General features: G+C 63.2%; 23 protein-coding genes and 2 pseudogenes. 9 read left to right on the top strand and 16 right to left on the bottom strand.

Annotation, left to right across the window (positions count from 1 at the left end; all coding sequences use genetic code 11):
• Nucleotides 1–375: 375 nt before the first annotated feature.
• The 8 genes from HV770_RS26240 to HV770_RS26205 all read right to left on the bottom strand — a co-directional run bounded on the left by HV770_RS26240 (nucleotide 376) and on the right by HV770_RS26205 (nucleotide 9,855).
• Nucleotides 376–1,620 (bottom strand): D-amino acid dehydrogenase, encoded by a 1,245-nt coding sequence (locus tag HV770_RS26240; protein WP_175164470.1) that lies wholly within the window; start codon nucleotides 1,618–1,620, stop codon nucleotides 376–378.
• Between the two features lie 29 nt (nucleotides 1,621–1,649).
• Nucleotides 1,650–3,704, bottom strand: a complete 2,055-nt coding sequence (gene fusA, locus HV770_RS26235) for an elongation factor G (RefSeq protein WP_175164468.1) — start codon at nucleotides 3,702–3,704, stop codon at nucleotides 1,650–1,652.
• Nucleotides 3,705–3,800: 96 nt separating this feature from the next.
• On the bottom strand, nucleotides 3,801–4,646 hold the full coding sequence (locus HV770_RS26230; protein WP_175164466.1) for an urea carboxylase-associated family protein: 846 nt from the start codon (nucleotides 4,644–4,646) through the stop codon (nucleotides 3,801–3,803).
• A gap of 19 nt (nucleotides 4,647–4,665) precedes the next feature.
• Nucleotides 4,666–5,139 (bottom strand): ferritin-like domain-containing protein, encoded by a 474-nt coding sequence (locus HV770_RS26225; RefSeq protein WP_175164464.1) that lies wholly within the window; start codon nucleotides 5,137–5,139, stop codon nucleotides 4,666–4,668.
• Nucleotides 5,140–5,166: 27 nt separating this feature from the next.
• Complete coding sequence (locus tag HV770_RS26220; protein ID WP_175164462.1) at nucleotides 5,167–5,928, bottom strand: ABC transporter ATP-binding protein; 762 nt, start codon at nucleotides 5,926–5,928, stop codon at nucleotides 5,167–5,169.
• Complete coding sequence (locus HV770_RS26215; protein WP_175164460.1) at nucleotides 5,916–7,724, bottom strand: branched-chain amino acid ABC transporter ATP-binding protein/permease; 1,809 nt, start codon at nucleotides 7,722–7,724, stop codon at nucleotides 5,916–5,918. The genes HV770_RS26220 and HV770_RS26215 overlap by 13 nt, the downstream gene beginning before the upstream one ends.
• 3 nt (nucleotides 7,725–7,727) lie before the next feature.
• Nucleotides 7,728–8,627: a branched-chain amino acid ABC transporter permease gene (locus HV770_RS26210; RefSeq protein ID WP_175164452.1), complete on the bottom strand. Its 900-nt coding sequence runs from the start codon at nucleotides 8,625–8,627 to the stop codon at nucleotides 7,728–7,730.
• Between the two features lie 25 nt (nucleotides 8,628–8,652).
• Nucleotides 8,653–9,855 carry a branched-chain amino acid ABC transporter substrate-binding protein gene (locus HV770_RS26205; RefSeq protein WP_175164450.1) on the bottom strand — a complete coding sequence of 401 codons (1,203 nt, stop codon included), beginning with the start codon at nucleotides 9,853–9,855 and terminating at the stop codon, nucleotides 8,653–8,655.
• 281 nt (nucleotides 9,856–10,136) lie between these two features.
• Here HV770_RS26205 and HV770_RS26200 point away from each other — a divergent pair, with 281 nt between their 5' ends.
• Nucleotides 10,137–10,913, top strand: coding sequence for a maleate cis-trans isomerase family protein (locus tag HV770_RS26200; protein WP_175164449.1), 777 nt, complete (start codon nucleotides 10,137–10,139; stop codon nucleotides 10,911–10,913).
• Nucleotides 10,914–10,929: 16 nt separating this feature from the next.
• On the opposite strand, the gene HV770_RS26195 is transcribed toward HV770_RS26200, so the two are convergent.
• Entirely contained in the window at nucleotides 10,930–13,698 is a 2,769-nt protein-coding gene (locus HV770_RS26195; protein ID WP_175164447.1) for a UPF0182 family membrane protein, read from the bottom strand.
• Between the two features lie 541 nt (nucleotides 13,699–14,239).
• On the opposite strand from HV770_RS26195, the gene HV770_RS38880 reads away from it, so the two are divergent.
• A complete protein-coding gene (locus tag HV770_RS38880; RefSeq protein WP_121324087.1) occupies nucleotides 14,240–14,437 on the top strand; it encodes a hypothetical protein in 198 nt (65 codons plus the stop codon).
• A 23-nt stretch (nucleotides 14,438–14,460) separates the two neighbouring features.
• Here the strand turns inward: HV770_RS38880 and HV770_RS26190 are convergent, their stop codons facing one another.
• Nucleotides 14,461–14,670: a hypothetical protein gene (locus HV770_RS26190; protein WP_175164445.1), complete on the bottom strand. Its 210-nt coding sequence runs from the start codon at nucleotides 14,668–14,670 to the stop codon at nucleotides 14,461–14,463.
• Between the two features lie 27 nt (nucleotides 14,671–14,697).
• Nucleotides 14,698–14,943 carry a hypothetical protein gene (locus HV770_RS26185; RefSeq protein ID WP_175164443.1) on the bottom strand — a complete coding sequence of 82 codons (246 nt, stop codon included), beginning with the start codon at nucleotides 14,941–14,943 and terminating at the stop codon, nucleotides 14,698–14,700.
• Between the two features lie 43 nt (nucleotides 14,944–14,986).
• Between HV770_RS26185 and HV770_RS26180 the strand changes: the two genes are divergently transcribed.
• From HV770_RS26180 to HV770_RS26160, 5 genes are all read left to right on the top strand, one after another.
• Nucleotides 14,987–15,223, top strand: coding sequence for a hypothetical protein (locus tag HV770_RS26180; protein ID WP_217468647.1), 237 nt, complete (start codon nucleotides 14,987–14,989; stop codon nucleotides 15,221–15,223).
• Between the two features lie 27 nt (nucleotides 15,224–15,250).
• Entirely contained in the window at nucleotides 15,251–15,571 is a 321-nt protein-coding gene (locus tag HV770_RS26175; protein WP_175164439.1) for a hypothetical protein, read from the top strand.
• Between the two features lie 132 nt (nucleotides 15,572–15,703).
• Nucleotides 15,704–15,889, top strand: coding sequence for a hypothetical protein (locus HV770_RS26170; protein WP_175164438.1), 186 nt, complete (start codon nucleotides 15,704–15,706; stop codon nucleotides 15,887–15,889).
• Nucleotides 15,886–17,511, top strand: a complete 1,626-nt coding sequence (locus HV770_RS26165; RefSeq protein ID WP_175164436.1) for a response regulator — start codon at nucleotides 15,886–15,888, stop codon at nucleotides 17,509–17,511. Before HV770_RS26170 ends, HV770_RS26165 begins: the two co-directional genes overlap by 4 nt.
• Nucleotides 17,508–18,140 (top strand): response regulator, encoded by a 633-nt coding sequence (locus HV770_RS26160; RefSeq protein WP_175164434.1) that lies wholly within the window; start codon nucleotides 17,508–17,510, stop codon nucleotides 18,138–18,140. The genes HV770_RS26165 and HV770_RS26160 overlap by 4 nt, the downstream gene beginning before the upstream one ends.
• A gap of 31 nt (nucleotides 18,141–18,171) precedes the next feature.
• On the opposite strand, the gene HV770_RS26155 is transcribed toward HV770_RS26160, so the two are convergent.
• Nucleotides 18,172–20,589: an ATP-binding protein gene (locus HV770_RS26155; RefSeq protein WP_246291167.1), complete on the bottom strand. Its 2,418-nt coding sequence runs from the start codon at nucleotides 20,587–20,589 to the stop codon at nucleotides 18,172–18,174.
• A gap of 147 nt (nucleotides 20,590–20,736) precedes the next feature.
• Between HV770_RS26155 and HV770_RS38875 the strand changes: the two genes are divergently transcribed.
• Nucleotides 20,737–21,018: a hypothetical protein gene (locus tag HV770_RS38875; RefSeq protein WP_246291166.1), complete on the top strand. Its 282-nt coding sequence runs from the start codon at nucleotides 20,737–20,739 to the stop codon at nucleotides 21,016–21,018.
• Here the strand turns inward: HV770_RS38875 and HV770_RS26150 are convergent.
• Nucleotides 20,991–22,124, bottom strand: coding sequence for a substrate-binding domain-containing protein (locus tag HV770_RS26150; protein WP_175164430.1), 1,134 nt, complete (start codon nucleotides 22,122–22,124; stop codon nucleotides 20,991–20,993). The genes HV770_RS38875 and HV770_RS26150 overlap by 28 nt on opposite strands.
• Before the next feature lie 183 nt (nucleotides 22,125–22,307).
• Between HV770_RS26150 and HV770_RS26145 the strand changes: the two genes are divergently transcribed.
• Entirely contained in the window at nucleotides 22,308–23,207 is a 900-nt protein-coding gene (locus tag HV770_RS26145; RefSeq protein WP_246291165.1) for an iron-containing redox enzyme family protein, read from the top strand.
• A gap of 177 nt (nucleotides 23,208–23,384) precedes the next feature.
• On the opposite strand, the gene HV770_RS26140 is transcribed toward HV770_RS26145, so the two are convergent.
• From HV770_RS26140 to HV770_RS38870, 3 genes and pseudogenes are all read right to left on the bottom strand, one after another.
• On the bottom strand, nucleotides 23,385–25,868 hold the full coding sequence (locus HV770_RS26140; RefSeq protein ID WP_175164428.1) for a phospholipase D-like domain-containing protein: 2,484 nt from the start codon (nucleotides 25,866–25,868) through the stop codon (nucleotides 23,385–23,387).
• Between the two features lie 98 nt (nucleotides 25,869–25,966).
• Nucleotides 25,967–26,356: pseudogene (locus HV770_RS26135) on the bottom strand (MmyB family transcriptional regulator); the annotation flags it as partial.
• A gap of 107 nt (nucleotides 26,357–26,463) precedes the next feature.
• Nucleotides 26,464–26,611, bottom strand: a pseudogene (locus tag HV770_RS38870) (3-oxoacyl-ACP reductase); the annotation flags it as partial.

Raw genomic sequence — 26,611 nt, 5'->3', positions numbered from 1 at the left:
AGACCGGGAAGGGGGCTGAGTGAGTTTCCACACTTTCGCCCGTGTGCGCATGACGGTGCGCACGACATGGCAGTGCAACCCGTGCGGCAATGGCGAGTCCAACCGTACGAGAGTGATGGGCGTGGAGGTGCAACGTGGGCATGCGAGCGATGCTGCGCGAGGTTGCGACCGGTTTGCTGGCGGGGATCGTTCTTTTTGGCTGCAGTGGTTGTGCCGCGTTGAGCGGACCGCCCGCGCCAGAATGGCCGGGACCACATGCACCGTATCCCTTCCCCAACGATGTTCCGCACCGAACGCAGTGAGGCCGGCCACGCACCGGGCTGGTCATCGCGGAGATCTGAGTTGATACGGCATGCATCAAAGGAGACTTGATCATCAGTCGCAAAGCAGCCCCACCGTCGGAATGGCAGGCGCTCGCCCCGCGATCAGATCGGCCGTGATTCGGGCCGAGCCGTGGGACATGGTCCAGCCGATATGACCGTGACCGGTGTTCAGGTAGAGATTGCGATACTTGCTGCGGCCCAAAAACGGCAGATTCGTTGGCGTCATCGGCCTGAGCCCGGCCCACATTTCGGCGCGATCGTAGTTGCCCCCGGCAGGGTAGAGCTCCCGCGTCACGCGCTTCATAAACGCGAAGTCAGACGGTTTGTGGCTCGTGTCGTAACCGGCAAACTCCGCCGTCGCGGTGACCCGGATCCGGTCGCCGAAGCGCGAAATAGCGACGAGATTGTGCTCGTCGACCGCCGCAACGGTGGGGGGCAACGGCTGGCCATCGATGGGAATCGTGAGCGAGTATCCCTTGATCGGGTAGATCGGCAGATCGATGCCGATCTGCCGGCCAAGAAGCGGACTGTACGAACCCAGTGCGAGCACATACGCGTCGCCTGTGACAAGGCCCCGATCCGTTCTGACGCCCGCCACGTTCTGCCCGGCTGTTTCGAAGCCGCTGACGGCGGTGTCGGTCAAGAGCGTACCGCCGCGCGCGACGATCTTTTCCGCCAGGGCGCGGGTGAATTTTGCGGGGTCGCCGGTTTCGTCGGTCGGGCAGTAAATGGCGCCGGCTATTCCGTGTTTTGCCGAAGCCAGGGACGGATCGACCGCGACGACCTGATCGCGGCTGAGCACCCGGATGACTTGCCCATCGGACTCCAGCAACTTCATCTGTGCGACTCCGTGGTCCAGCGCTTCCTGCGTACGATGAAAATACAGAATTCCGCGGTCGTTTCGATCGTATTCGATCGCCTCCCTGGCGATCACCTGCTGCAGCACGCGTTGCGAGTACGCGGCCAGCCGGTGCTTGAGCAGCGTATTGCGGCGCGCCTTCGTCGATGTGCATTCCATCAGGAAGCGCCACGACCAGCTATAAAGCCTGGGATCCGCCGAAAATTTGAAGCGCAACGCCTGATCCTTGAAGACCAGCGATTTGAGCAGAATCATTGGCGCTTTGGGCGAGGACCACACGAACGAATGCCCGGGAGCGATCATTCCCGCGTTACCCCAGCTCGTTTCCGCTGCGACCAAAGGCTGCCGCTCGACGATCACGACGTCACAGCCATCGTTCTGTAACTGGTATGCGGTTGTCACGCCGACAACCCCGCCGCCGAGCACGATAACTTTCATGTTGTCCTCAGATGCAAGGGGCGAAGCCTTCACGACAGCGCGGCGTCGCTCCGGCGCTTATGCTGCGCCACCAGCGATTCCTGCGTGGCAACGGGCACCGGCGCGTAGTGGCTCAGTTGAATACTGTAGCTGCCGTGTCCGCCAGCGATCGCGTTCAGGCGAGACTGATAGTCGTTGAGTTCGGCAAGCGGCACCTGCCCCACAACGACCACGGCATCCCCGCCGACCGGGCGGGAGCCATGAACCTGGCCGCGTCTCGAAGACAGATCGCCGATGATGTCGCCCATTGCGGGTTCTGGCGTCGTCACCTCGATGTCGACGATCGGTTCGAGCACGATGGGCTGGGCTTTGAGCACCGCGTCGATGAACGCTTTGCGCCCGGCGGTCACGAATGCCACTTCCTTGGAGTCGACCGAATGGCTCTTGCCGTCGAGGACCGTGACCCGCACGTCCTGCATTGGAACGCCGGCAAGCGGCCCGCTCTCGATCGCCTGAAGAATGCCTTTTTCCACCGCGGGAATGAACTGGCCTGGGATTGCGCCGCCCTTGACCGCGTCGACGAATTCGAAACCCGTGCCGCGCGGCAGCGGGTCTACGCGCAGCATCACTTCACCGAACTGTCCGGCGCCGCCGGTTTGCTTCTTGTGGCGGCAGTGCCCGTCGGCGCTGCTGCCGACGGTCTCCCGATAGGCAATTTTCGGCGGCCGCGTGACGACTTCGAGCTTGTACAGATCCGACAGCCGCTCCAGCATGTAGCGCAGGTGCAGCTCGCCGAGGCCTCGAACCACGGTCTCGTTGGTGTTGGCTTCCCGTTCGATACGCAGACACGGGTCTTCCGCGGTTAGCGTCTGCAGCGCTTCCCAGAGCCGCTGCTCGTGCCCGCGGCGTGCCGGCTCGATCGCGAGGCCGTAGATGGGCATCGGGAAGTTCGGCGCGACGAGGTGAATGTTGCCGTCCTCGGGCGCGTCGTGCAGCACGGCATCGAGGCTGATCTCGTCGGCCTTGGCCACCGCGCAGATATCGCCTGGACCGGCGCGCAGCACGTCCACATGTTCCTTGCCCTGCAACATCAACAGATGAGCGACGCGAAACGGCTGCCGCTTGTCACCGATATAGAGTTGGCTGTCACGCTCGACCGTACCTTGGTGGATGCGGAACACGGCCATCTTGCCGATGTAAGGATCGACCACGATCTTGAAGGTGTGGGCCAACACGTGCTTGTCGGCGACCGGTTCGGCGTGCACGACTTCCTTGCGGCCGCCGCCGAGATCGCGGTAGAAGAGCGGCGGGTTGCCTTCCATCGGATTGGGCAGAAGCTGAACCAACACGTCGAGCAGTTCCGCAACGCCGGCGCCATTGGCCGCTGACGTGAAGCAGACCGGCACCAGATGACCTTCGCGCAACGCCCGTTCGAAAGGCTCGTGCAACTGCTCCGCACGGATGGCCTCGCCTTGTTCCAGGTAGAGCTCCATCAGGGCCGGGTCGATCTCCACCACCTGATCGACCAGCGCATTGTGCGCGGCCTCCACGGACAGGAAATCCGCGTCGCCGGCAGGTTCGAAAAAACAGTCCACCACCTGATGGCCGCGCTGCGCCGGCAGGTTGATGGGCAGGCATTCCATACCGAACGTCTGCTGGATCTGCGTGAGCAGGCCCGGAAGGTCGACCTTTTCTCCATCGATACCGTTCACGATGATCATCCTGCAAAGCTTGCGTTCGCCCGCCCAACTCATCATGCGCCGGGAAGTCATTTCAATGCCGGTCTGCGCATTGATGACGACGGCAACCGTCTCGACGGCTTGCAGCGCGCTGATCGACGGCCCCGAAAAGTCGGAATAGCCGGGCGTATCGAGCAGGTAAATGCGTGTGTCGCGGTAATGCAGGTGAGTGACGGAAGAGTTCAGCGAGTGGTGATACTTCCGTTCGAGCGCGTCGAAATCGCCGACGGTCGTTCCGCGCTCCACGCTGCCGGGCGCATGGAGTGCGCCGCCGTGGTACAGCAGCGCTTCGACAAGGGAGGTCTTGCCGCACCCGGCATGCCCGACCAGGGCGAGCGTACGGATGGCATCGGGGCTATAACGCATGTTCGCCCTCGCACGGTAAGGGAGGTGGGGCCATTATTGGTGAAATCGGTCCTGTCTGCCGTCCCGGGTAATCGTGCGATGCGGGCCGCAGCCGTCTTACTTCCATTGCGGCTGATCGAGCACCATTCCGTGCTGTCCCTTGTAGGCCGCCACGGCCGGCGGTGTCCACCCCTCCAGGAGGTGGGGCGCGAGCTGCCAGACCTCGATGCCGAGCGGCCGGCACACGTCCAGCGGATCGCGCGCGTCGGGCCCCCACATCGGTACGGACAGATCGCCGCCCGGACAAGTCGACAGCGCGCACAGCAAGTCGATCTCCGCGAAGAATTCCAGGTAATCGCCTTTCTTTGCCGGGCATGCCTTCATGAAGTATTTGTCTTCGAGATTCAGGCCGGTGCACTGGAACACATTGAGCACATCGTGGACGTCGTACTCGGTCAATCCATACGGGGCGATGGCACGCGTCAGGTTGGAGTGGCAGTGGAAATGAAAATCCTCGCCGGTCAGCATCCGGTTCACATAAGGATCGCAGCGCGTGCCGAGCAGATCGTGAACACGGCCGCCGTGCTCGTCGACGCCGTAATCTGACAGACTGTCGTCGGTGATGGTCACCATCGGGCGCAGGAACGGCAGCGTCGACCATAGACGGTCGAACGTGCTCACGTGCGCCTGTTGCAACTGGCGCGTGCGCGATGCCCACATGCGCTCGCGCGGGTCGTGCCGGTTCCACAGGTTCAGATCGGCAACCTGCGGACCTTCGATCGTGACGATCCGAAACACGTGACCAGCCGGCACGGTCCACGCCTGCCCCGAGCGGATCGGCACGACGATCGATTGGACCAGCGTGCGGGCGTCCTGCTGCGAAGCGATGCGCTGATAGAACGGCCGATCGACATCGAGCGCAGAGCCTTTCGTGGACTGATAGGCAGCGGGGTAATTCAGCATGATCGATTCTCCTGCAATTTCAAGCCGACGCCGTATCGCGCTCGGGCGGCGTGGTCATCGTGCCGGGGCGGCGCAGCATCTTGTCGACCTCGCCAGCATGCAGTTCTTCGACGTGGATCATCTGGCGCGCGTATTCTTCCAGCGCGACCGAGCGACCTTCCGTCAGCGCGATCAGTTGCCGGTACAGGTCGAGCGCGACTCGCTCGGCGTCGAGCGATTCACGCAGAATGGAAGCGATTTCGAAGACGTGCGAGTCGAGAAGCGGACCGATCGCGAGAGACGGATAATCGCCCAGGGTGGTGATCCATTCGCCGGCCTGCTGCGCGTGCACGAGCGATTCGTCCGCCTGTTGCCGCAGCCACGCGACAATGGGGATGCGGCCAGATCCGAATACCAGGAATGAGTAATGGGTATACCGGATGACTCCCGCTAGTTCGGCCTCCAGCACCCGGTTCAATACGTCGACGACCTGGTCCTTATCGATCTCTGCCATGTTTGCCTCCATTGCGTTTGACCCGTTTCAACCGATGTCATTCGAATCGTCGGCGGGTGACTCTGCCGCGCCGGCACTGCCGCCCAGGTAGGCCGCGCGGACCCGGCTATCCTGAGCTAACTCGCGGGCGGAGCCCGCGAGCGCAATGCGCCCGCTTTCCAGCACGTAGGCCCGATGAGCGATGCGCAGCGCCTGACGGGCGTTCTGTTCGACCAGCAGAATCGAGGTGCCTTCGTGACAGATATCGGCGATCATCCCGAAGATCGCGCGGACCAGCTTCGGCGCAAGTCCCATCGAGGGTTCGTCCAGCACTACGATACGCGGGCGCAGCATCAGCGCGCGGGCGATCGCCAGCATCTGCTGCTCGCCGCCGCTGAGCGTGCCTGCCAGCTGGCTGCGCCGTTCGCCGAGGCGGGGGAAAGCCGCATAGAGCTGATTCCTTCGCTGTTGCAACGCCGCACTGTCACGCCGGATCAGATAGCCGCCGAGATGCAGATTTTCCTCTACCGTCAGCGCGCCGAAAATGCGCCGTCCCTCCGGCACATGACCGAGCCCCAGCGCGACGATCTGGTGGGCGCGCAGTCCCGTCAGCCGCTGGCCGTCCATTGCGATGTCGCCGGCCCGCGGCCGGATCAAGCCGGAAATCGCCCGCAGCGTGGTCGTTTTCCCCGCGCCGTTGCTGCCGAGCAATGCGACGATCTCGCCCTGTGCGACGTCCAGCGAGATGCCGTGCAGCACTTCGACATTCCCATAGCTCACACGCAGGCCGCGGATTTCTAGGAGTCCCACAGCGATTTCTCCCCGCTAGCATCGTCGCTCGCTTCGTCCTTTTCGGCCGTGCCGAGATAGGCATCGATCACGCGCGGGTCCGTCCGGATCGCAGCGGGCTCGCCCTCGGCGAGGACGACACCATGATCCATCACGATGATCCGGTCCGATACGCCCATCACCAGCATCATGTCGTGCTCGATCAGCAGCACCGTCACGCCATGATCGCGGATTCGCCGGATCAGTTCCATTAGCGCGAGTTTCTCGGTCGGATTCATGCCCGCCGCCGGCTCATCGAGCAGCAGCAGCCGAGGGCTGCTCGCAAGCGCACGGGCGATCTCCAACCGGCGCTGGTCGCCGTAGGGCAGGTCCGCCGCGCGCTCGCCCGCGCGGCCCGCCAGCCCGACGAAGGCGAGCCAGCGCAGGCCCTCGGACGAATGGTCCGCCGCGTCGGCACGCGCGGACGGCAAAGCCAGAAGCTCGGCGCCAAGCGAGGCTCGAAGCCGGTGATCCATGCCGATCAGCACGTTTTCGAAGGCCGTCATCTGGCCGAACAGGCGGATACCCTGGAAGGTGCGCGCCATGCCCTGATGGACGATGCGATGAGGCGCGCCGCCGGCCAGCCGTTGCCCGCACCAGACGATCTGGCCGCCGGTCAGGCGGATCACCCCCGTCAGGCAGTTGAACACGGTGGTCTTGCCCGCGCCGTTCGGACCGATCAGGCTCACGATCTCGCCGCTGCGCACCGTGAAGCTGACACCGCCGACCGCCAGCACGCCGCCGAAGCGCCGCTGCATGTCGCGCACTTCCAGCAGGATTTCGTCGGTGACGGCGTGACTGGGCACTGGCGCCCGATCGACGTCGGCGCCTTTGCGCGGCGGTGCGACGCGGCGCAACGGCGCCGGCCACAGCCCTTGGGGTCTCAGCAACATCAGGATTACGAGCCCGATCGCGAAAGCGAAGATGCGCCACAGATTGAGAAAACGGAGCATCTCCGGCAGGCCGGCGACGATGACGGCGCCGAGGATCACACCGGGAATGCTGCCCCGGCCGCCGAGTACGACGACGATAAGGATCGTGACGGACTGCAGATAGGTGAAGCCGGTTGGGTCGATGGTGCCGAAGCGGGCCGCGAACAGGCTGCCTCCCAGCCCGCCGATCAGCGCGCCGATCACATAGGCGAGCAGCTTCACGCGCAGTGTCGGCACGCCGACAGCTTCGGCGGCGGCCTCGTCCTCGCGGATGCTGGTCCAGGCGCGGCCCAACCGCGACCGGCCGAGCCGTATGGCGAACACGAGCACCAGCACGAGAAACACCATTCCCAGCTCGTACAGCGCCATCGGAGAACTGATCTCGAAACCGAACAGGCTCGGGCTCGCGATGCCGAAAATGCCGTTCGGGCCGCCGGTGATGTCGAGATTGGTGGCAACGATCCGCGTGATTTCGCCGAACCCGAGCGTGACGATCGCCAGATAGTCGCTGCGCAGCCGCAGCGTCGGATAGCCGATGACGATGCCCGACATGCCAGCGAACGCAAGACTGAACGGCAGCGTTTCCCAGAACGAGAAGTGCAGCAGGGTTTCCAGCAACGCGGTCGTGTACGCGCCGATCGCGAAGAAGGCCGCGTAGCCCAGATCGAGCAGGCCGGCATAACCGACCACGACGTTCAGCCCGAGACCGAGGATCGAATAGGTGACGATGGTCAGGCCGACGTCGACGATATAGTTGCTCGCGACAGCGGGCAGCGCCACGGCGGCGACCAGCAGCGCGCCACCGGCAGGCTTGGCCCAACGCGCGGAAGCCCGGGCGGCGCTCATGGCTTACATTCTCTCGACGACGCGTTCGCCGAACAGCCCGGTCGGCTTGATCACGAGCACGCCGATCAGCACGCCGAAGACGAACACGTCGGTCCACTGCGACGACACATAGCCGGCGCCGAAGGCCTCGAGCAGGCCGATCAATATGCCGCCGGCCATCGCGCCCGGAATGTTGCCGATGCCGCCGAGCACCGCGGCGGTGAATGCGCGCAGGCCTAGCACGAAGCCCATGAAGAAATTGATCTGCGTGTAATAAAGCCCCTCCATGACGCCCGCCACGGCGGCGAGCACAGAGCCCAGCAGGAAGGTCAGCTGGATCAGGCGCTCGACGTCAATGCCCATCAGGCGCGCGGCGTCCTGATCGATCGCCAGCGCGCGCATCGCGGTGCCCAGGAAAGTATGGTGAACGAAGAAATACAGTGCCAGCATCAGCGCGAGGCTCGCGACGATAATACCGATCTGCGCGAAGGTGATCTGCACGCCATGGAGTTCGAATCCCGCCTGGCTCAGCACGTGCGGATAGGTGCGAAAGCCCGCGCCGTAGATCAGCAGCACGCCATTTTGCAGCGCCAGCGACACGCCTAGCGCAGTGATCAGAATCGACAGCCGTGGTGCGCGCAGCAACGGCTGATACGCGAGCCGCTCGATCAGGAGGCCGAGCGCGCCGGTGACCGTCATCGCGGCGACCAGCGCGATCAGCAGCGCCAGCGCAAGCGGCAGATGCGCGGACGCCAGCACCATCAGGCCGGTCCAGCCGATGAACGCGCCGACCATGAACAGGTCGCCATGAGCGAAGTTGATCAGCCGGATGATGCCGTAGACCATCGTGTAGCCGAGGGCGACGAGGGCATAGAACGAGCCGGTCGTCAGCCCTTCGATGATGAACTGGAAGAAGTCGCTCATGACGGGGCGGCGCGCGCAATGACGCCTACTTCATCGCTACCCAATGTCCGTTCGCATCCTGCCGCTGATAGGGCTCGAAGTTGTCGTTGTGCACGATGATGGTGATGTATACCGCTTTACTGCGGTCCCCCTTCGCATTGAAGGCGATGGTTCCGGTCGCGCCCGGGTAGTTCGAGATCTTGTGCAGAGCAGCGGTGATCGCGGCAGGCTGTGTCGATTTTGCATCCGCAATGGCTTTCGCCGTGACTCCGACAGCATCGTATTCATAGACCGAGTACGGTCCCGGCCCTTGCCCGTAGGCTTTCGTATAGTCGTCGACGTACGCGTGCGCGCCGCTCAGAAACTGCGCGAGCGGTGCGGTCGTGATGATCATGCCGTCGGCCGCGGGGCCGGCCGTCTTCATCAGCGTGGGATCGTTGGTGGCGTCGCCGCCCATGAAGGTCATTTTTAGGCCCAGTTGCCGCGCCTCCTTGACCATCAGACCGGCTTCGGAGAAATAGCCGGTGTAGTAGATCACGTCAGGTTTCAGCGAGCCGACCCGCGTCAGCGTCGGTGAGTAGTCCATCTGGCCGGGCGTGATCGAATTGGCGTAGACGACATCGACGCCGTCCTTCTTCAGGGCTTGCACGGTGTTCTGCGCGAGACCTTTGGAATAGGTCGTGTTGTCGTCGATCACCGCCACGCGTTTCGCGTGCAGCACGTCTTTCATGAAGCTTGCCGCGAAAGGGCCCTGCTGATCGTCACGGCCGATCGTGCGAAACACGTTGTCGTACCCCATCTCGGTCAGTTGCGGATTGGTCGACGCATCCAGCACGTAGGGAATCCCGGCGCGATGAAAGGTGTTCGATTCCGGCAGCGCCGCGCTCGAGCAATAGCCGCCCGCTACGGTGACAACGCCCGCATCGACGAGTTTCTGTGCCGCCTGCACCGCGGTCTGCGCATCACAGGCGTCGTCCTCGGGCACCAGTTCGATCTGCTTGCCGAGTACGCCGCCGGCCGCGTTGATTCTGGCGGCGGCGAGCTTCGCGCCGTTGACGATGTCGGTGCCGGCATTGGCACTGCTGCCCGACAGCGGAACGGGCACGCCGATCTTGATGGCGCCCCCCTGACCTAGCGCCGAACCCGGAACGATGCCGGCGAGCACGGCCAGTGCCGCCGCCACGGCCGCGACGGTCGTTTGCCACAAGCCACGTTCTGCACTGGGCCAGCCAATCTTCTGAGCAATCATGTTGGTGACTCCTTATTGTGAAAGGGATCGGACGATCCGCCACACGGACATGCCCGGTGACATCAGAAAACGGACGGAAATGAGCGATTGCGCGTGCTGGCTTCACCGGCGCGCTGGCACTAAAAGCGCTCCTTTCATGATAGGAGCCGGTGTGCGTGGGGACGTATAGGGTATTTGCGTATAAATCGTTACACCAGGGCGCCGGCAATCCTCTACCTTTAAAAAGACAGTGAGGGCAGGTACTCGCGAGCCCGAACGTGACATGACAGGATGACGCTGAAATGAGTGCGATTGAACAGCAGGACGACGCGTACACGAGGCTCGAATTCACACTGGACGACGGCATCTGCCGGCGTGCCGCGATCGGCCTCGTGGTGCTCGCCACCGATCATACGATTGAGCATGAGTGGCGGGGTTTGCTGAGGCAGGACGGCGTGGCGTTCTACGAAAGCCGCGTGTACAACTCGGCGGACATTACGCCCGAACGGTTGGCGGAAATGGAGGATCGCATTGCACCGGCGGTCGCGCTGATCCGCCCGGGCGAGCGCATCGATGTGATGGCGTTTGGCTGCACGTCTGCGTCGATGGTAATCGGCGAGGACAAGGTGTTCGCGCGAATTCGCGAAGCGCGTCCCGATGCCGCGAGCACTACGCCGATCACCGCTGCGCTAGCGGCGCTTCGCGCACTAGGCGTTGAGCGCACGGCCCTGCTGACCCCCTATGTACGGTCGATCAACGATTACATGCGCGACTACATCGAGTCGCGTGGCCACGCGATTACGCGCATGGCGTCGTTCGAGCATGTCAACGATAACGAAGTGGCGCGGATCGATGCGGCGTCGCTGCGAACTGGCGTCGAGCGACTTGCGCGAAACGATGACGTGGATGCGATTTTCGTTTCGTGCACGAGCTTGCGCATTGCCGGATTGATTCCGCAACTCGAGGCGGCGATCGGCAAGCCGGTCATCTCGAGTAATTACGCAATGGCCTGGCACGCGTTGCGGCTCGCCGGCGTCGGGGATCGCGAGCCTCATCTGGGGCGGCTGTTTGCCCTGTGACGAAATTTCACCCGGGTCACTTCCGGGCGTCGGAACGGCCGGCGCCGAGCGCCTCGAGCAACGGCCGCAGGGCATCCAGTTCCGTGCCGAAGCCGCTCCAGTCTCCGGCCTTCAGCCGCTCGATCGCGCGGTCATAGTGCGCAAGCGCCTCGCGGGCGCGCGCGTTCGGCGCGTTCGTCGTGGCCCCGGCTGGCGATGCGGCTTGCGCGGTCTGCTTGAAAAGCGCCGCCAGCGCATCGCCCAAGCTGTCCTCCATCACCACGCGGTCACCATAGGCGGCGATCACCCGCTTCAGTTCCGGCAACTGACCGGACGCCGCACGCAAATAGAGCGGAGAGACGTAGAGCAGCGAGTTCTCGATCGGCACGACCACGAGATGACCGCGAATGACGCGTGAGCCCATCTGGTTCCATAGCGAGATCTGCTGCGATATCTCGGTGTTCTGCTGAATGCGCGCTTCGATCTGAAACGGCCCATAGACCAGCTTGTCCTTCGGAAACGTATAGACGATGAGCTTGCCGTACCCAGATGGATCGCAACGCGCCGCGAGCCACGCGATCATGTTCTCCCGTTGACTCGGCACCATCGGCAGCATGAGGATGAACTCGGCGCGTGCGTCGCCGGGCAGTCGCATGATCGTGTAGTACGGCGGCATCGTGCTGGCGGTGTTCTCGCTATCCATACCGGCGAGCTCCCGGGGAAACTGCCACAGATCCTCGCGGTTGTAGAAGACCTCCGGCGCATCCATGTGATAGGCGCGGAAGAGTTGCGCCTGGATCAGGAACAGATCCTCGGGGTAGCGGACATGCTGCCGAAGCTCCGGCGGCATCGCGGCCAAAGGCTTGAACAAAGCCGGGAAGATGCGCTCGTAGGTCCGCACGAGCGGATCGGCGGGATCGCTGAGGTAGAAATCGACGGTGCCGTTGTATGCGTCGACCACCACCTTGACTGCATTGCGGATGTAATTCGCGCCGTCGCCGTCGCCGAAACCAGGCCGGGAGTAAGGAAACCACTGGCTGACGGTATAGGCGTCCTGGATCCAGAACAGACGCCCCGCGCTTGCGACGAGATAGGGGTCATGGTCGAGAGTCAGGAACGGCGCGATCCTACGCACGCGCTCCTGAATGTTGCGGTGAAGCAGGATTCGGCTCCGGTCGGTGAGATAGCCGCTCAGGAGGATGTTGGGATCTCCGAGCTGCCAGGCGAACAGACTGCGTCGCAGCGCACCGCCGATGGCGACGCCGTCGCGCCCGCTGTACGTGGTGTAGGCATTGTCCGCGCCTTTCGGATAGTCGAATTCGGCTACGTTGCCCTTCACGATCACATAGTTCTGCCGGCCTTCGCCGAAATAAAGACGTGGTTCGCGAATGACCGGGCCGCCGTTGGAGACTGGCGGAATATCGTGCAGATAGAAGAAGGGCAAGCCTTCGGTGGATTTCTCGGTGACCGGCGACATCACGACGCCGATACCGTGGGTGAAGATAAGGTGCAGGTTCACCCAGGTCTGGGCGTTGGGCGGCAGCATCGCCGGCTCCAGTTCGCGCGCCGACAGCATCACCTGCCGATACCCGGCATCGAGCTGGTAGCGGTCGATGTCCACCGAGAAAAATTTGTAGTAAGTCCTGATCTCCTGCAACTGCGCGTAGGTATCCATCAGCGGTTGCACATCCCATAACCGGATGTTGTCGATCGTCGCACGATTGGCCCGCAGCGAGTCGAGCGTCAATCCCGGCTCGGCGTCGAACGGCTTGACGGCGATCTGTGCGAGGTTGTAAGCCTGTCGCGTCAGCGCGATATTGTGCGCGATATAGGGTGCTTCCAGTTTCAGTTCGCTCGGTTTGACATAGAAACGCTGAAATAGCGGCGGATAGATCACGCCGAATACCAACGCACAGCCGGATACGAGCAGCGCGACGGCGGCAGGCAGCCGGTAGCTGCGCCGGCGCATGTTGAGCCAAAGGGCGACGGATGACGCCGCGGCGAGCCCGACAAGCATCCACAGGATCGGCACCTGAACATGGACATCGGTATAGCTGGCGCCGACTACGACGCCGTTGTCGTCATAGAGCAGCAAAAAGCGGTCGAGCCACCATGACCAGGCCATTAACGCAAAGAACAAGCCAAGCAGTGCGGAACCATGCGTGATCGCGGCGGCCGAGAGCGTCCGTGGCGGCCGCTCCAGCGCGATATCGCCGCGCAAGCCGTAGACAGCGACTGTCACGATCGCGCTGCAGAAGACCAGCCACAGCAGCCAGTTCTTGAGCGCGACATACACGGGCAGCGAGAAGAGATAAAAGCCGATGTCCCTGCCAAAGATCGGATCGCGCTCGCCGACAGGCACCTGGTAAAGGAAGCGAAGCGCGATGTCCCAACTAGAGATCACGCTGGCCGCGATGACCAGCCCAAAGATGATTGCGGCGCAGGCAATACTGGCGCGCCAGGGAATGCGCGACGCGACCAGTTCGGCCAGATCGTCGGTGACTTCCGTCGCACCCGACCGACCGGGTGCTGCCGGCCGCAAGATATCGACGCGCTGCGCGTAACGATGCGCGAGGATTCCCGAGAGCCATATCGTGCCAGCCGAGACCGCGAACACGGCGGCGAACAGCAGCCCTTTCGCGCAGAGGATGGTCCAGAAAACGCCACCGTAGCCGATCGATGAGAACCACAACCAGTCGACCAGGACGCTGGTGATGCGTCCGACGACAATCAAGCCGGCAATGATCGCCGTTGCCGTGATTGCGTAACGCCTCAGACGCACGCCGGACTTCACTCCCGAGTGCATAGGCCCTCCTGTGCTGACGGGGCAGTCCAGCGTGCTCAATGCCGTGGTTCTGTTTTCACAGACCGCGCAGCTGTTGCGTTCTCAGTCATTGCGCGTCGCCGCTGGTCCAACGGCAGTCAAATCGTCTGGCAGGTCGGCCGCTTCGTCGCATGGCACTCGCGATCTGATTGGCTTCATCGCCGTTCTCGCGGATCGTCAACATCATTGGATGAAGAACATCATAGTCGACGCGCCCGACAAGTCACACGCCTTGCAACCGGGATTGGCTGTACCTACGTCGATGAGCCCTTCGTTTCCGCAGCCCACTGAGCATAAGCATCCATTTCCCACATATTGGGGAAACTCCCTGGCGCGTGGAAATGATAGTCCGACTTAACAAAGTTAGAATGTTTGCTCTAAGGCCCGACTATTTTGCCGTATCCGTTCCGACCAACCTGATGCAACCGTCCGACCAGTTCCGCGCCGCACCTGGCGTCCAGCCGATCCAGCCGTCGCCGGCGCTGGTTACCCGTTCTTCGTTCCCGCCGGGAGGTAAAACGACATGTTGAGCCCGCACGAAGTGGCCACGTTGTTACTAGTGAAGGATGCGCCCGAACGGATCGATTCGGACCGGGTGGAGCTTGGCGCGCTCCGCGAACTGCAGTTGATCGCGAACGAGCCAGCTGGTTCGGGCTTGCGGTTTCCTCGCGTGACGCCGCGGGGTGACGCCGTATTGCGTGCGTTTGGGCGGTTACGCTGACCGGCGCAGATTGCTCGCGCCTCTCAGTGCACGAGGCCGAAGAACGCAATCGCGCCTTCGGCTGGCGTCAGTCCCGCCTGGAAATAGCCTTCGAGCCGATCAGCAATCGCCGCGTCGAGCGCGAAGGGTGGGCAGACGTAGCCGACCTTGAACGCATGGTCGTACCAGTCGCTGATCCAGGCGCGCAGTTCGATTACATATTGCGGCAGTGTGTCTGAAGCGTCATCGAGCATGGGCGTCTCCCTCGGCTTGCTGAACGGTCAGGCCGCTTTGCGGCTCATCCCCATCGCCGGACGGTGCTGGCCCGGCGGAAACACGTGCCACGTGCCGTCGGCATGGCGAAAAAAGAAAAGTGAAAACGTCCCGGTCGGCCGGTCGATCTGAATGCACACTCGGCAGGTGCCGCCCGAGCGGGTGCGCTCCAGCAGGCGCACGCGCGCCGCTTGGCCACGCGTCGAGCCAATCAGTTTTTCGACCTGAGAACGCAGCGATCTGTCGCCCGCCATGACTTTCCCCGCGATGCACGATGAATCGATGCTATGGCGATCGGTGCGCGCGACCAATCGGCTTCGGCGGAATGTCACATCAGGAAGCGCTGATTTCGGCCGTCAGGATTTCCTGAACCGCGAGCAGCATGAAGAATGGCATACAAGGGTTTTCACCCATCTGGGCCTTCTTTGCGTGAATGGCGTTAAGGATTTCCTGACGCGCGAATCAGGATGTCACACCCTGGTTTTCCAGCTTGCGCTGAATGCGACAGACATTCTGCTGGCAGATGATGTGTGATCGAAACGCAATTCATACCGATGCAACATGATCGCCTATCTGTCGGAGCGGGAGAACATCGTCGAGCAAGTCAACGCAATCTGTCTGCGGCTGTTCGATACCTGGTGCGAGACGCGCAGCGTGACATTGCTTGCGTATCTGATGCACTGCTGGCCGTTGGTCGACAGCACCCCCGACGCGCTCAGGCGCCTGGGCGAAACGATGCACGATTTGCGGCGCTATCACGCGGATCAAATGGACGATCGGGGCTTCCAGACGCTCTGCGAAATGGCGGATCTGCTCGACGAGCTGATCGGGCATCCGGCGCGCGCGGTCCGGCTGGTGGCGGTGGGCGAGGCGACGGAATAGCGAACGGGCAACGCAGGCAAAACCGCAGAAAGGCATGCAGGCAGCGCGCAACGGCTGTGAGGCCGCGGTAGACCCGGCTTTGGCATCGAGTGCAGAATAGAACATCCACAACGGCGGCACTCGCGGGGAGATATGGCTCTCGACAGGTTCGACGCATGGTGGAGCGGGCTTCGGTACGTGCGGCGCAGCGCGGTGCTGCGGCTGCTTGCGACGGTGCCCGTGTTTAGCTACGCGATCACGCTCGTGCTGATGGAGCATCAGTCGAAGGCGATCGCGCAACGGCTTGTGCGGTACCTCGAAAGGAACACCGCGTCATGAGCCATCCCGCCGCTCCAGTTGCGCATAGGGGAACGATCCTGATCGTCGACGATACGCCGGCGAATGTCGGCGTGGTCGTCGACAGTCTCGAGGCACGCGGCATTCGTGTGCTGGTGGCGCTCGACGGTATCGAAGCGTTGGAGCGCGCGGCCTTCTCGCAGCCCGATGTGATCCTGCTCGACGTGAAGATGCCGGGCATCGATGGTTTCGAGACCTGTCGGCGCCTGAAGCACGATGAGCGCACGCGCGATATACCCGTCATATTCATGACTTCGCTAACGGCCAACGAAGATCGGGTCGAAGGCTTTTCGGCGGGCGGCGTCGATTATGTGACCAAGCCGTTGCGCGTCGACGAGATGCTGGCCCGCGTTGGCGTACACCTCGAACTGCGCGTGATGCACAAGCAGGTTCTCGCGCAAAACCGGCGACTGCTCGCGGAAGTGGCCGTGCGCAAGGAAACGGAGGCTGCGCTCTCGCAAGCGCGCGACGATCTCGAACGGCGTGTCGCGTTGCGCACCGGAGAACTGGAGCGCGCCAACGCGAATCTGCAGGCGCAGATCGACGAGCGGCGGCGCGCGGACGCGCGCCTGAAGGCAAGCGAGGCGCGCTTTCGCGCGATCGTCGAATCGAGTCCGGTGTCGCTGTGCATCACCTCGATGCCGGAGGGGCGCATCCTGTACACGAACCAGCCGCTGCGTGAACTGTTCCGCATGAGCGAAGCCATGTCGGCCAATATCGCGGACTTCTACGCCGATCGAGACGAGCGCGAACATCTGATCCAACATCTGAAGACGGAAGGTAGCCTGCGCAATTCGGAGGCGCAGTTCCGGCGCGCCGACGGCACACAGTTCTGGGCGATGGCGACGGCGCGCGTGGCGACCTACGACGACGCCCCGGCGATTTACGTCGGCCTGAACGACATCACGGGGCGCAAGCAGACAGAGCAGGAACTCGTCGAGTCCCGCGAGCAGCTACGCGAGCTGTCCGCGTACATGGAAGCGATCCGTGAAGAGGAGAGAAAGCGGATTGCGCTGGAGATTCACGACGAGCTTGGCCAGTTGCTGACTGCGCTCAAGATGGACGTGTCGCTGCTCAAGATGCGGATCGCGGACGACCCGGAAGCAACGAAAAAAGCCGACGACATGCGCGAACTGGTCGAGGGCACGATCTCGATGGTGCGCAATGTCGCGAGCCATTTGCGACCGGCTGCGCTCAACTTCGGTATCGTGTCGGCGCTGGAATGGCTCGTCGATGACTTCAACCGGCGCAATGCCATTACCTGCGAGTTGCGCATCGAAGGCGGTGAGCCCGTGCTGCCGGACCCCCATGCGACGGCCGTGTTCCGCATCGTGCAGGCGTCGCTGACGAACGTCGCGCGCCACGCGGATGCGGCGCGCGTGGAGGTGATGCTGATTTCGACGGCGGCGAGGCTCGAACTGCATGTGCGCGACGACGGACGCGGCTTCGATCTGCAGACAGCGCGCCGCGACTATTCATACGGGCTGCTCGGCATGACCGAGCGGGCACGAATGATCGGCGGATCGCTTTCGATCGACAGCGATCCGGGTGCGGGGACCACGGTTTCGATTAAAGTTCCGCTCGATGGCGGACCTCAAACATGATCAGAATACTCATTGCAGACGATCATGCGATCGTGCGTGGCGGACTCAGGCAGATCATCGCAACCACGAGCGATATCGTCGTTGCGGCCGAAGCGGCGCAAGGCTCGGAAGTGGTCGACAAGCTGCGCTCATGCGCCGTCGATCTGCTGCTGCTCGACATGACGATGCCCGGCATCAGCGGCGTCGACCTGATCCGGCGTGTGCGCGCCGAGCAGCCTTCTCTACCCGTGCTGGTGCTGAGCATTCACGACGAGGCCCAGGTCGCCTCGCGCGCTTTGCGCGCGGGTGCAACCGGCTATCTGACCAAGGACAGCGACCCGGAACTGCTGCTCGCTGCGATCCGCAAGCTCATGGACGGCGGCCGCTTCATCGATCCGAAGCTCGTCGATGCGATGGTCTTCGAAACGCAGCGCAGCGACGTGCCGCCGCATGAAGTGCTGTCGGACCGCGAATTCCAGGTGCTGCAGATGCTAGCGGCGGGCAAGACCATCAACGAAATCGCCGACACATGCGCGCTCAGCGCCAAAACGATCAGTACACACAAGATGCGACTGATGCAGAAACTCGGGCTTTCAAACAATGCCGAGGTGATCCGCTACGCGATCCGGCATGGGTTGGTCATCGAGTAGAAGCGCGCTTGCCCGGTGCGATGCAGCACGATCATCGAGTTTGTCTCGTTTCCAGATATTGCTCGACGAAGCTGAGGACTGCCTTGGACCGGTACCCCTTCGCCAGCCGGCACAGGTGGTCCGCGAAAGGACGATAGCGCTCGTCAAGCTCGGTCACGTGCGCGGCGTACTGCATGATGGCACGCATGTCGCCGAGCCGCGCCAGGTGGTGCAACGCTTCGATCTCCGGCGGCGGCGGCGCGATCAAGGTCCCGGTGAAAGGGCCAGCAGCGGTAACAGCCGTTTGGCCCGGGCCTGCATCCGTAGCTTCGTCGTTCCACTCGACATTCAGCAAAGCCGCGACCTGCGTCAGTAACCCACTCAAGTCGATCGGTTTGGCGAGAAAGGCATTCGCTCCTGCGGCCAGACTTTGTGCCGCATCGGTCCCCGAGGCGCCTGCGGAAACCGCGATGATCGGCAACTCCCGGAACTCGGGCATCTGGCGCAGGCGACGCGTGGCCTCGAGCCCGTCCATCCCGGGCATGATGACATCCATCAAGACGAGCGCAGGATGGAGCGCTCTGGCTTTCTCCAACGCTTCTAATCCATTTGCGGCCTCCGCGATGATGAAGCCGAGCGGCCCAAGCATATCCACCATCAACGCACGGTTCTCCGCCACGTCGTCCACGACCAGGACAGTCTTGCGCGGCCCCTCGTAGCCGCTGACGAGCCGTTCGGACGCGGCCACACCCGCCGGAGGCGCCACCACCTTGACGTTCAGTTCGAACGAGAAGCAGCTGCCAGCGTCGCGCCGGCTCTCGACATGAATCTCGCCTCCCATCAGGCGCACGAGTTGGCGGCTGATGGGCAGGCCGAGCCCCGTGCCGCCCAACCGGTGGCGGGCGTCGCTCACTTGCTCGAAAGGCCTGAAAATCGCGTCCAGGTGCGCTTCGTCTATGCCGATGCCGGTGTCCTGCACTTCGAAACGCAGTCGCGCGGACGGCGTGAACCCGACGCTAAGACGCACGCTCCCCTGGTCGGTAAATCTGATTGCATTGGAAAGCAGGTTGAGCAGCACCTGGCGCAGCCGTAGCTCGTCCACCAGCACAGCCGCGGGCACGTCGGGCGCCATCTCGCAAGCGAAGGTCAGGCCCTTTTCCGTTGCCTTTACCCGAATCGTCTCGGCGATGAAGTAGACGAACCGTTCGAGCGGAACGTCGGAGAGATTGAGTTCCATTCTGCCGGCCTCGATTTTGGCCATATCGAGGATGTCGTCAATGAGCGTAAGCAGATGTTCGCCGCTGCGCTGGATGACTGTGAGCCCGTCGATCTGTCGTTGATCGAGGCTCTTGTCGCGTCTGAGGATTTGCGCATAACCGAGAATCCCGTTGAGCGGCGTGCGCAGTTCGTGGCTCATGTGCGCGAGAAAGTCACTTTTGGCCTGGTTGGCCGCATCCGCATGGTCCTTCGCAACGGCCAGTTCCGCCGTCCGTTCGCGGATCATGTCTTCCAGGTGCTCGCGATAGCGCCGCAATTCCTCTTCGGCACGCTTGTGCTCGGTGATGTCGCGCGATATCCCGAGCAGGAACTGCGGCTCGCCGCGCACATCGAGGATCGGAATCTTCATCGTGTGCACGAGGCGCAGCCCGTAACGCGTATGGACCGGCTCCTCTGGCACGTCGATCATCTGTCGCGACTCCAGCACGGCATGATCCTTCAGCGCGAAGAATTCAGCCTCGCCCGCGGGAAACAGGTCGTGAACTGACCGGCCGATGAGTTCCTCCCGCCCGTAGCCGAGCAGTTGCTCTGCAGCCTTGTTCAGGCGCACGAAGTGCTGCGTCGACGCCTCTTTGACGAAGACCACGTCCGGCATGTTTTCGATGATGTTGTTCAGGAAGTTCTCGCTCTCCCGGACCGCCTCTTCGGCGTGTTGGCGCTCGACGATCTCGGCCGCCTGGCCCGCGAGCGCCGCACTGAGTTCGGCCGTGCGCTGCGCGACACGCGCCTCGAGTCCGGCGTTGAGTTCCTTCAGCGCATCCTCGGCCTGACGGCGCTGGCGCCGGTCTTCGAGGAACTGCTCGACCGCGCGCGCCATGTCGGCAATCTCGTCGCCGCCTTGCACGGGAACACCCGCCTGCATATTCCCGGCATCGCCGTGCCGCAGGAAGTGGCTGACCCGGCGCAGCCGCGTCACGACATGGCGCCCCAGAAATTCGCGGGCGATCAGCCAGGCGAACAGCAGGCTCACCACGACTCCACCGCCCACCCATGTGCGGATGCGATCGGCCTGATCGGCTAGATGCTGGACTGCTTCGCGGTAGTCGCGCGTCAAATAGTCCGACTGCTCGTGAGCCGCGACAGCGAGGCCGTCGGCCGCGCGGCGCAGATCGTCGTCGAGGCCGGCCAACGACACGCCTGACCGTTGCGCGGACGCCGGCGCAACTCGCTCACCGAGCGCGGTTTCACGCACCTGCGCCTCGATGTTGACGATGTTGCGAAAGCGCTGGCTCGAGCGATATAGCGCCAGCGCGTCGACACCTGGCTCGTCACTTGCAGTCGCGGAGGCGAGACTGTCCACGAGGCTGTCGAAGGATGCCAGCTGTGCAAGCACATGCCGATGCGTCTCACGCACGGCCTCGACCGTGTCGTCACGAGACAACTGCAACGCGAGGCGTTCGATTGTCAGCGTGTGTTGCGCAAGATCCTGCGCCTGCGCGAGGCGGGCGAGCCGCTCGTCGGCCAGCTGGCGGATCGAGTGAGCCGACCCGGCCAACGAGTATATGGTCGTGGCACCGACCATGACCACCAATGCGGCGAGGCAGGAAACCACGAGCGCGAACTGCGCGGTGAGGGACTGTGGGAGCGGGAGTTTCACGGGCGGTGCCAGATCCGACGGTAGATGTCGCGATAGCCGTTGTTAGGGTCGTAGAGTAGACGATCGCCGCCGTCCGCGGCGAGGTTGTCCGCGGTCACGAGATGCACGGGGCTCACGTAACCCGTGACGCCTTCCCCGGCGAAGAGCCGGTTCATTTCGTCGACCAGCTGCCATCCGTGCTGATTCAAGGGGTCGGCCACGGTGCCCGTCTGGAACGTGCCCGTGCGGATGCGCAGGAAGGCAGACTCGCTGCCGTCGCCGGCCGACAGCATGATCATTGCAGCGTTTGACATTCCCGCCTGGGTTAGCACCGGGACGGCATAGTCAAAGTAGATGTCGTTGATCGCCAGCGCACAGGTCCAGCGCGAGCCGTAGTGCGCGAGCAGGGCGCGTGTCGTGCCCGGCATGAGGTGCTGGCTGTGCGAAATCGCCACGTCGCGCACTTCGAGCAGGGTGCAGCCGCTGCACGCGCGCACGACGGCAGCCATCGTATCGGCCTTCTCCTGTGCAATCCGGAAACTGTTATCGGTGAAGATGACGACGCCCGCATGCCCGCCGGACTGCACGATGGCCGCCAGCGCCGTCACCCGCGCGACCTGGAGCGGATCCGTGGACACGTTCATCGCGACGGGTGTACCTGGCACGGGTCCAGGCTGAGTCGCGACATGCCAGCCGACGATCGGAATGCTTCGCTCCGCAAACGGCCGCAGCCCGGGCAGCAGGGCGTGTGCGTCGCCGCCCGCGATGATCAGACCGTCGGGGCGGCTTGCCAGCGCATTCGCAAGCATCTTCAGCCGCAGGTCGGCCGCGCCGCCGGAGTCGAATATCTTCACGCTCCAGCCTACGACCTTGGCCGCCTCCAGCACACCGTCGACCACACCGAGGATGCCGCCGTTGCGCAAATCCTCGGCGACGACGGCGATGCGTTTCCCGGATTGCGCGCGGGGCCCGCTGCGCGGCCCGCTCCAAGGTGCGGCGGGTCGCGTGGCGGCGTCGACCACTCGCTTCGCCTGGGCAAGGAAGTCTTTTCCGCCGACGGGCGCTACGGGCGCGGGGGCGGGCAATAGATCCTGCATCGTGGCGACCGACAGCACACACCCGCATGCCAATGCCAGAAGGAAGCCCCTCATGCTGTTCCCCATGGGCTCCATCGAGGTCGATTGGTGATCGTAACCAAGCGCCGCTCACGGAGGACGTTGTGACCAAGATATTACACCGCGGTGGCGGATTGTCATCGGTCACGCGCCGGCGGTGAGTACCGAGGCGACGCCTTGGCAACGCAAAGCAAGTGTGGCGATCAGTGCCTGCGGCGAATGGCCAAGCGTGAGATGGCGCGCTACGAGCCTCGCCGCAAGATCGACCTGTCGCTGCCGGTCGAAGGCGTCGAGCAGGGCGGTCCGGATCGTCTCCTCATCGGCAGGAAGGTCGTCGAGCGGATCGTTGCCGTCGCCCGGGATTCGGGCCGGCGGCACATTCAGATACCGCGCAAGGGAGAGCGCCATGGCGGCGTGCAGGATGCCGCGAGACGCTGGCTCGCAACCGAAGCGCTGCTCACGACGCGGCTTGGCGGCGACGTGCGTACCGCGCACGACCTGACCGATGCCATCCGCTCGGTATCGGCGCAGCATCGCGCGTCAAAGCATCTGCTATTCGATTTCCTTGAAAAAGACGCCACGCGCGTGCAACTGTCGGCGTTCTTTCGCAGCGACAGCACGCTCAATATCCGCTTCTTCGACCTGATCGTGCTCGCGTTGCTGGGCTCGGAGCCTTCCGTGCGAGGCGAGCTGTCGCAGAACTTCTGGGACGAAGCAGGCAAGGGCGATCCGCAGCGAAGCCACGTCACGTTGTTTCGCCACCTGTTGCAGACGGTGGATATTCCTCATGCGGACGACGATCACGCGTCCCTGCTCGGCTGCCAAGGACTGGCCGGCTATAACCTGTTCATGATGACGGGTCTGAATCGCAGCCAGGGTCTGAAGTCGCTGGGCGTGATGGCCGTGACGGAGTTGCTCGATCCGACGCAATACGAAAAACTCACGCGCGGATGCCGGCGTCTCGGCCTGGGTGGAGAGGGTGAATTCGAGTACTACGACGAACACGTTTCGATCGACGTGGTGCACGCGGAAGGCTGGCTGTCAACGTCATCGTGCCGCTCGCTACGAAGTTCCCTGCGCAAATGGACGACATCTATGCGGGCGCGCAATGGCGTGTGAATACGTGCGCCGCTTACTATGACGCGCTCTATGAATGGCTGCTCGCGCTTGGCTGAAAGCTCGGCTGAGATACAGCGCGTGACACAGCACAACGCGGCGTGCCAGCTACCACGTTGTGCCGCATCTGTTTTGCAGAGCACGCGTCCGGAACCGGACAGGCGCGCGCCGCAAGCTTCCTCAGTTCCCCACCGGCGAAGCCAGATAATTCCAGTCGTGCAGAAAGATCTGCTCGAAATAGGCCGCGGCATCGGCGCTATGAATAATCAGACCCGCATCGCGATTACGCAGCGTGCCGTCCGCCGACCAGTTCTGACTGCTGACCATGACGACTTTTCCGTCGACGACAATCCCCTTGTTGTGAACATTCGCCTGCCGGCGCAGCACCGACGACGGCACGCCCGCCGCGACCAGCTTTTCGACCCATGCATCGTTCTGAAACTGACTGGTGATCAGACGCACGTCGAGGCTACGGTCGACGAGCGCCTTCACCGCCGCAATCAATGCATCATGTTCTGCATCGTCAGGGCGTCCGCTCGGATGGATATATTGGGTTTGCATATAGAAGCGCTGCTGGGTGGACCCGATAAGCGCCAGAACATGCGGCTGATAGTTATCGGGCGTGAGTAGCGGCTGGATTTCTACGGTATCGCTCAACGTCTTCGGCGCGAAGAACTGGCGCGGGGCCTTGCCGGCTGCAAACGCTTCGATCGGAACGTCGAGCGCGGCGCCCCCGGCTCGCGGAATATCCAACCCCTGTGCCTTGGCTTCAGTTATCGCGTCGTGAGAGACCGCATAGTCGTGCTGCAGGAATGCGCGGAATGTATTTGCCAATGCCTTGCTCGTGACAATCACATGCCAGTCCCGATCGCTCTTCTCGGCGAGCTTGCGTGCGGCCGCGACGTCCGACAGATCGATCTCCGGCTGATTGCTGTTGTTCCAGTTGCCCGACGAGAGCCAGAAGGTATCGTCTTCGCGCACAGCGACCTTGATGTGATACGCGTTCGGATAGATCCAGACCGGCGCCTTCGGGTCGGCGTTGGTGAGCGCCCAGGTGCCGTCGAAGCGATCGCCGAGCTTGGTCGAGAGATCGGCCTGGGTCTGCTCGTCGGTCTGGTCGGCCGTGGGATTCTTCGCGGGATGGTCGAGCGTGAGCGTCAGCTTCTGGTTTCCGGAGAACGCGGACTCGACGGCGGTGAGAATGTGCTCGGACGTGAAGTCGTACATGCCCACCACCAGTTCTTCGCGAACGCCGGCGATGAAGTTCGATAGCTCCGCCCATCCGGCGTCGGGACTCACATGCAGCACCAGAGAGACCTCCGCCGTGACCGCATCGAGACTCGCATCGGGCGCCGGTGTGTACGCAACCTCCACCTTGCGCGCACGGGCAGTGACGAACGCCTGTAGCGGCGCTGGCGGACTCGCGAGTGCGTTGCCTTGTCCATCGAAGAACACCTGGTCCGCGAAATCGGGTTGGCGCAGTTCATGGCGAGCTTCAGCCAGTGCGCAATATCGCGAAGGATCTAACGCCTGCATCGATTCCATGGTGTCGGCAGCGCGTACATCGACGGGAACGCCGTCGATCTGCTTCGGCAGGGCGGCTTGCAGTGCTGTGAGCTTGTCCGCCACCACGGTGACGACAATGGCACGCATCACCGCGCGCCCCGGCGTCGCCCATTGCAAGCCGCTACGCACGGACAGCACACCCGCTTGCCGGAACGACTCCGCGTGCGTGTCGAGCATGGACCGGATGTTGATCGGCCGGGTTTCCTGTTCTGAATCGGCGGTGGCGCCGGCGGAGTCCGTCTTGAGGCGGGCGAGCGCCGCCGAGAAAAGGGCCGCACCGGTTGGCAGCGCACTGGCGAAGTTCATGCGGCGCGCGTCTCGCCGTTCCACGGCCGGCGCGCTGGCTTTGAATTGCGAGAGCGGCTGAGGCAAATGCGTGAGACCGTCGACGAAGCTGCGCAACGACCGTCCGCCCGTCAGCGATCCGCCACCGGGTTGCCCGGATGCCAGATCGACAATTTCGGGGGCGCCGAAATGCCTGACCTGCTGCAACTTGTTGTTCTGCGGGTTGAACCAGGTGAGGTAGCCATTAGGCAGCACCTGACGAGGCCGCGTGATCTTGCCGCTGAAACTGTAGCGTGCGCCCGACGTGCCGGCTGGGTCGAAATAGTTAGGCGTGTAGAAGTCCGAGACCAGCACGGTGTCGATGAGATAGGCGCAGGTTGCGTCTTCGGGTGGATCGCATATCTCGACCAGATATTCGACCTTGCCGTCACCGTCCTGCACCTCGTTGTCAATGATCGCCACGGCATTGGCCGCGGTGAGGCGGTTGCCGCCCGGATCGACGAGCATTTCGAGTACTTCGTGACTCGCTGACAGCGACCATGTATTGCCGGCGAGGACAACCGCGAACGGCTGGTTGTGCTCGCTCAGATGAAAGCCGGCAGCGCCCGCTTGAACCTCGTCTACCACGTACACCGGCCAGACGCCTGGGTCGAGATGGTCGGCGGACTCCAGCGCGACGACGGTGCCCGACACATTCCAGATCGGTGCGAGATCGCGGCTGATCTGCAGGTTGAGTGCCTGCGCGACACGGACGACATCGGTGTAAGGTACGGCGGCGGACTGCGACACGATTCCAACGCGAGCGGTCAACATGGCATGTCTCCTGGGTGAGGACGGAACGGCTCATGCTCAGGGTGACGCGGTGTTATGGCGCGGCCATGACAGCAGCGTGACCACCCGGCAAAGCGGCCATTGACATGACAAGTGCGTGCGTATGGATTAAGGAGCACGATGCGCAGCAGATTGCGCTGCTCCGGCGGCAACAACCCATAATCACTCAGCATGACGGTCGCCGCCCGATTCCAGGCGAGGACACCCCATACGGCGGTTCTTGTGAGGGCGGCCTTGGGTCCAGCGCGTCGAGCACGCGTTGCAAACGTGGCGTCACGCCGTTGTTCTTGTGATAGCGTGCCTCGGGTGGACGGCCGAGACCGAGCAGGAAGAGGTGCTCACGCTCGGCATCAGTAAGCAGAAGGGCCCGCGCGATGCGGTCGAGCGCGCCGGATGACGGTGCGCCCCGCGCCCTGTTCAAGGCATGTGTACCAGGTCCTGCTGATGTTGGCGCGTTGGGCTACTTCCTCGCAGTACCGCATCGGGGCGGACGCCTTCTCCCGACCTTGCGCTGCTAGCCGTGCAGGCCAGAGACCATTGACCGCATGGACGACATGGCCTGTTCGTGCGCGTTCACCTAGATAAACATGCCGCCAGAGGCTTCGATGCGCTGCGCATTGGCCCAGCGGCTGTCCTCAGCCAACAACGAGGCGATCAGCGGACCGATGTCATCCGGCACGCCAGCGCGGCCAAGCGCTGTGTTGCTGGCCACGAACTGGTTGAGT

Origin of the sequence: Paraburkholderia fynbosensis (assembly GCF_902859935.1) — a bacterium.
In the GTDB taxonomy this organism is placed as follows: Bacteria; Pseudomonadota; Gammaproteobacteria; order Burkholderiales; family Burkholderiaceae; genus Paraburkholderia; species Paraburkholderia fynbosensis.
Note: the sequence above shows the minus strand (reverse complement) of the source record. Positions and strands in the feature narration are given on the sequence as shown.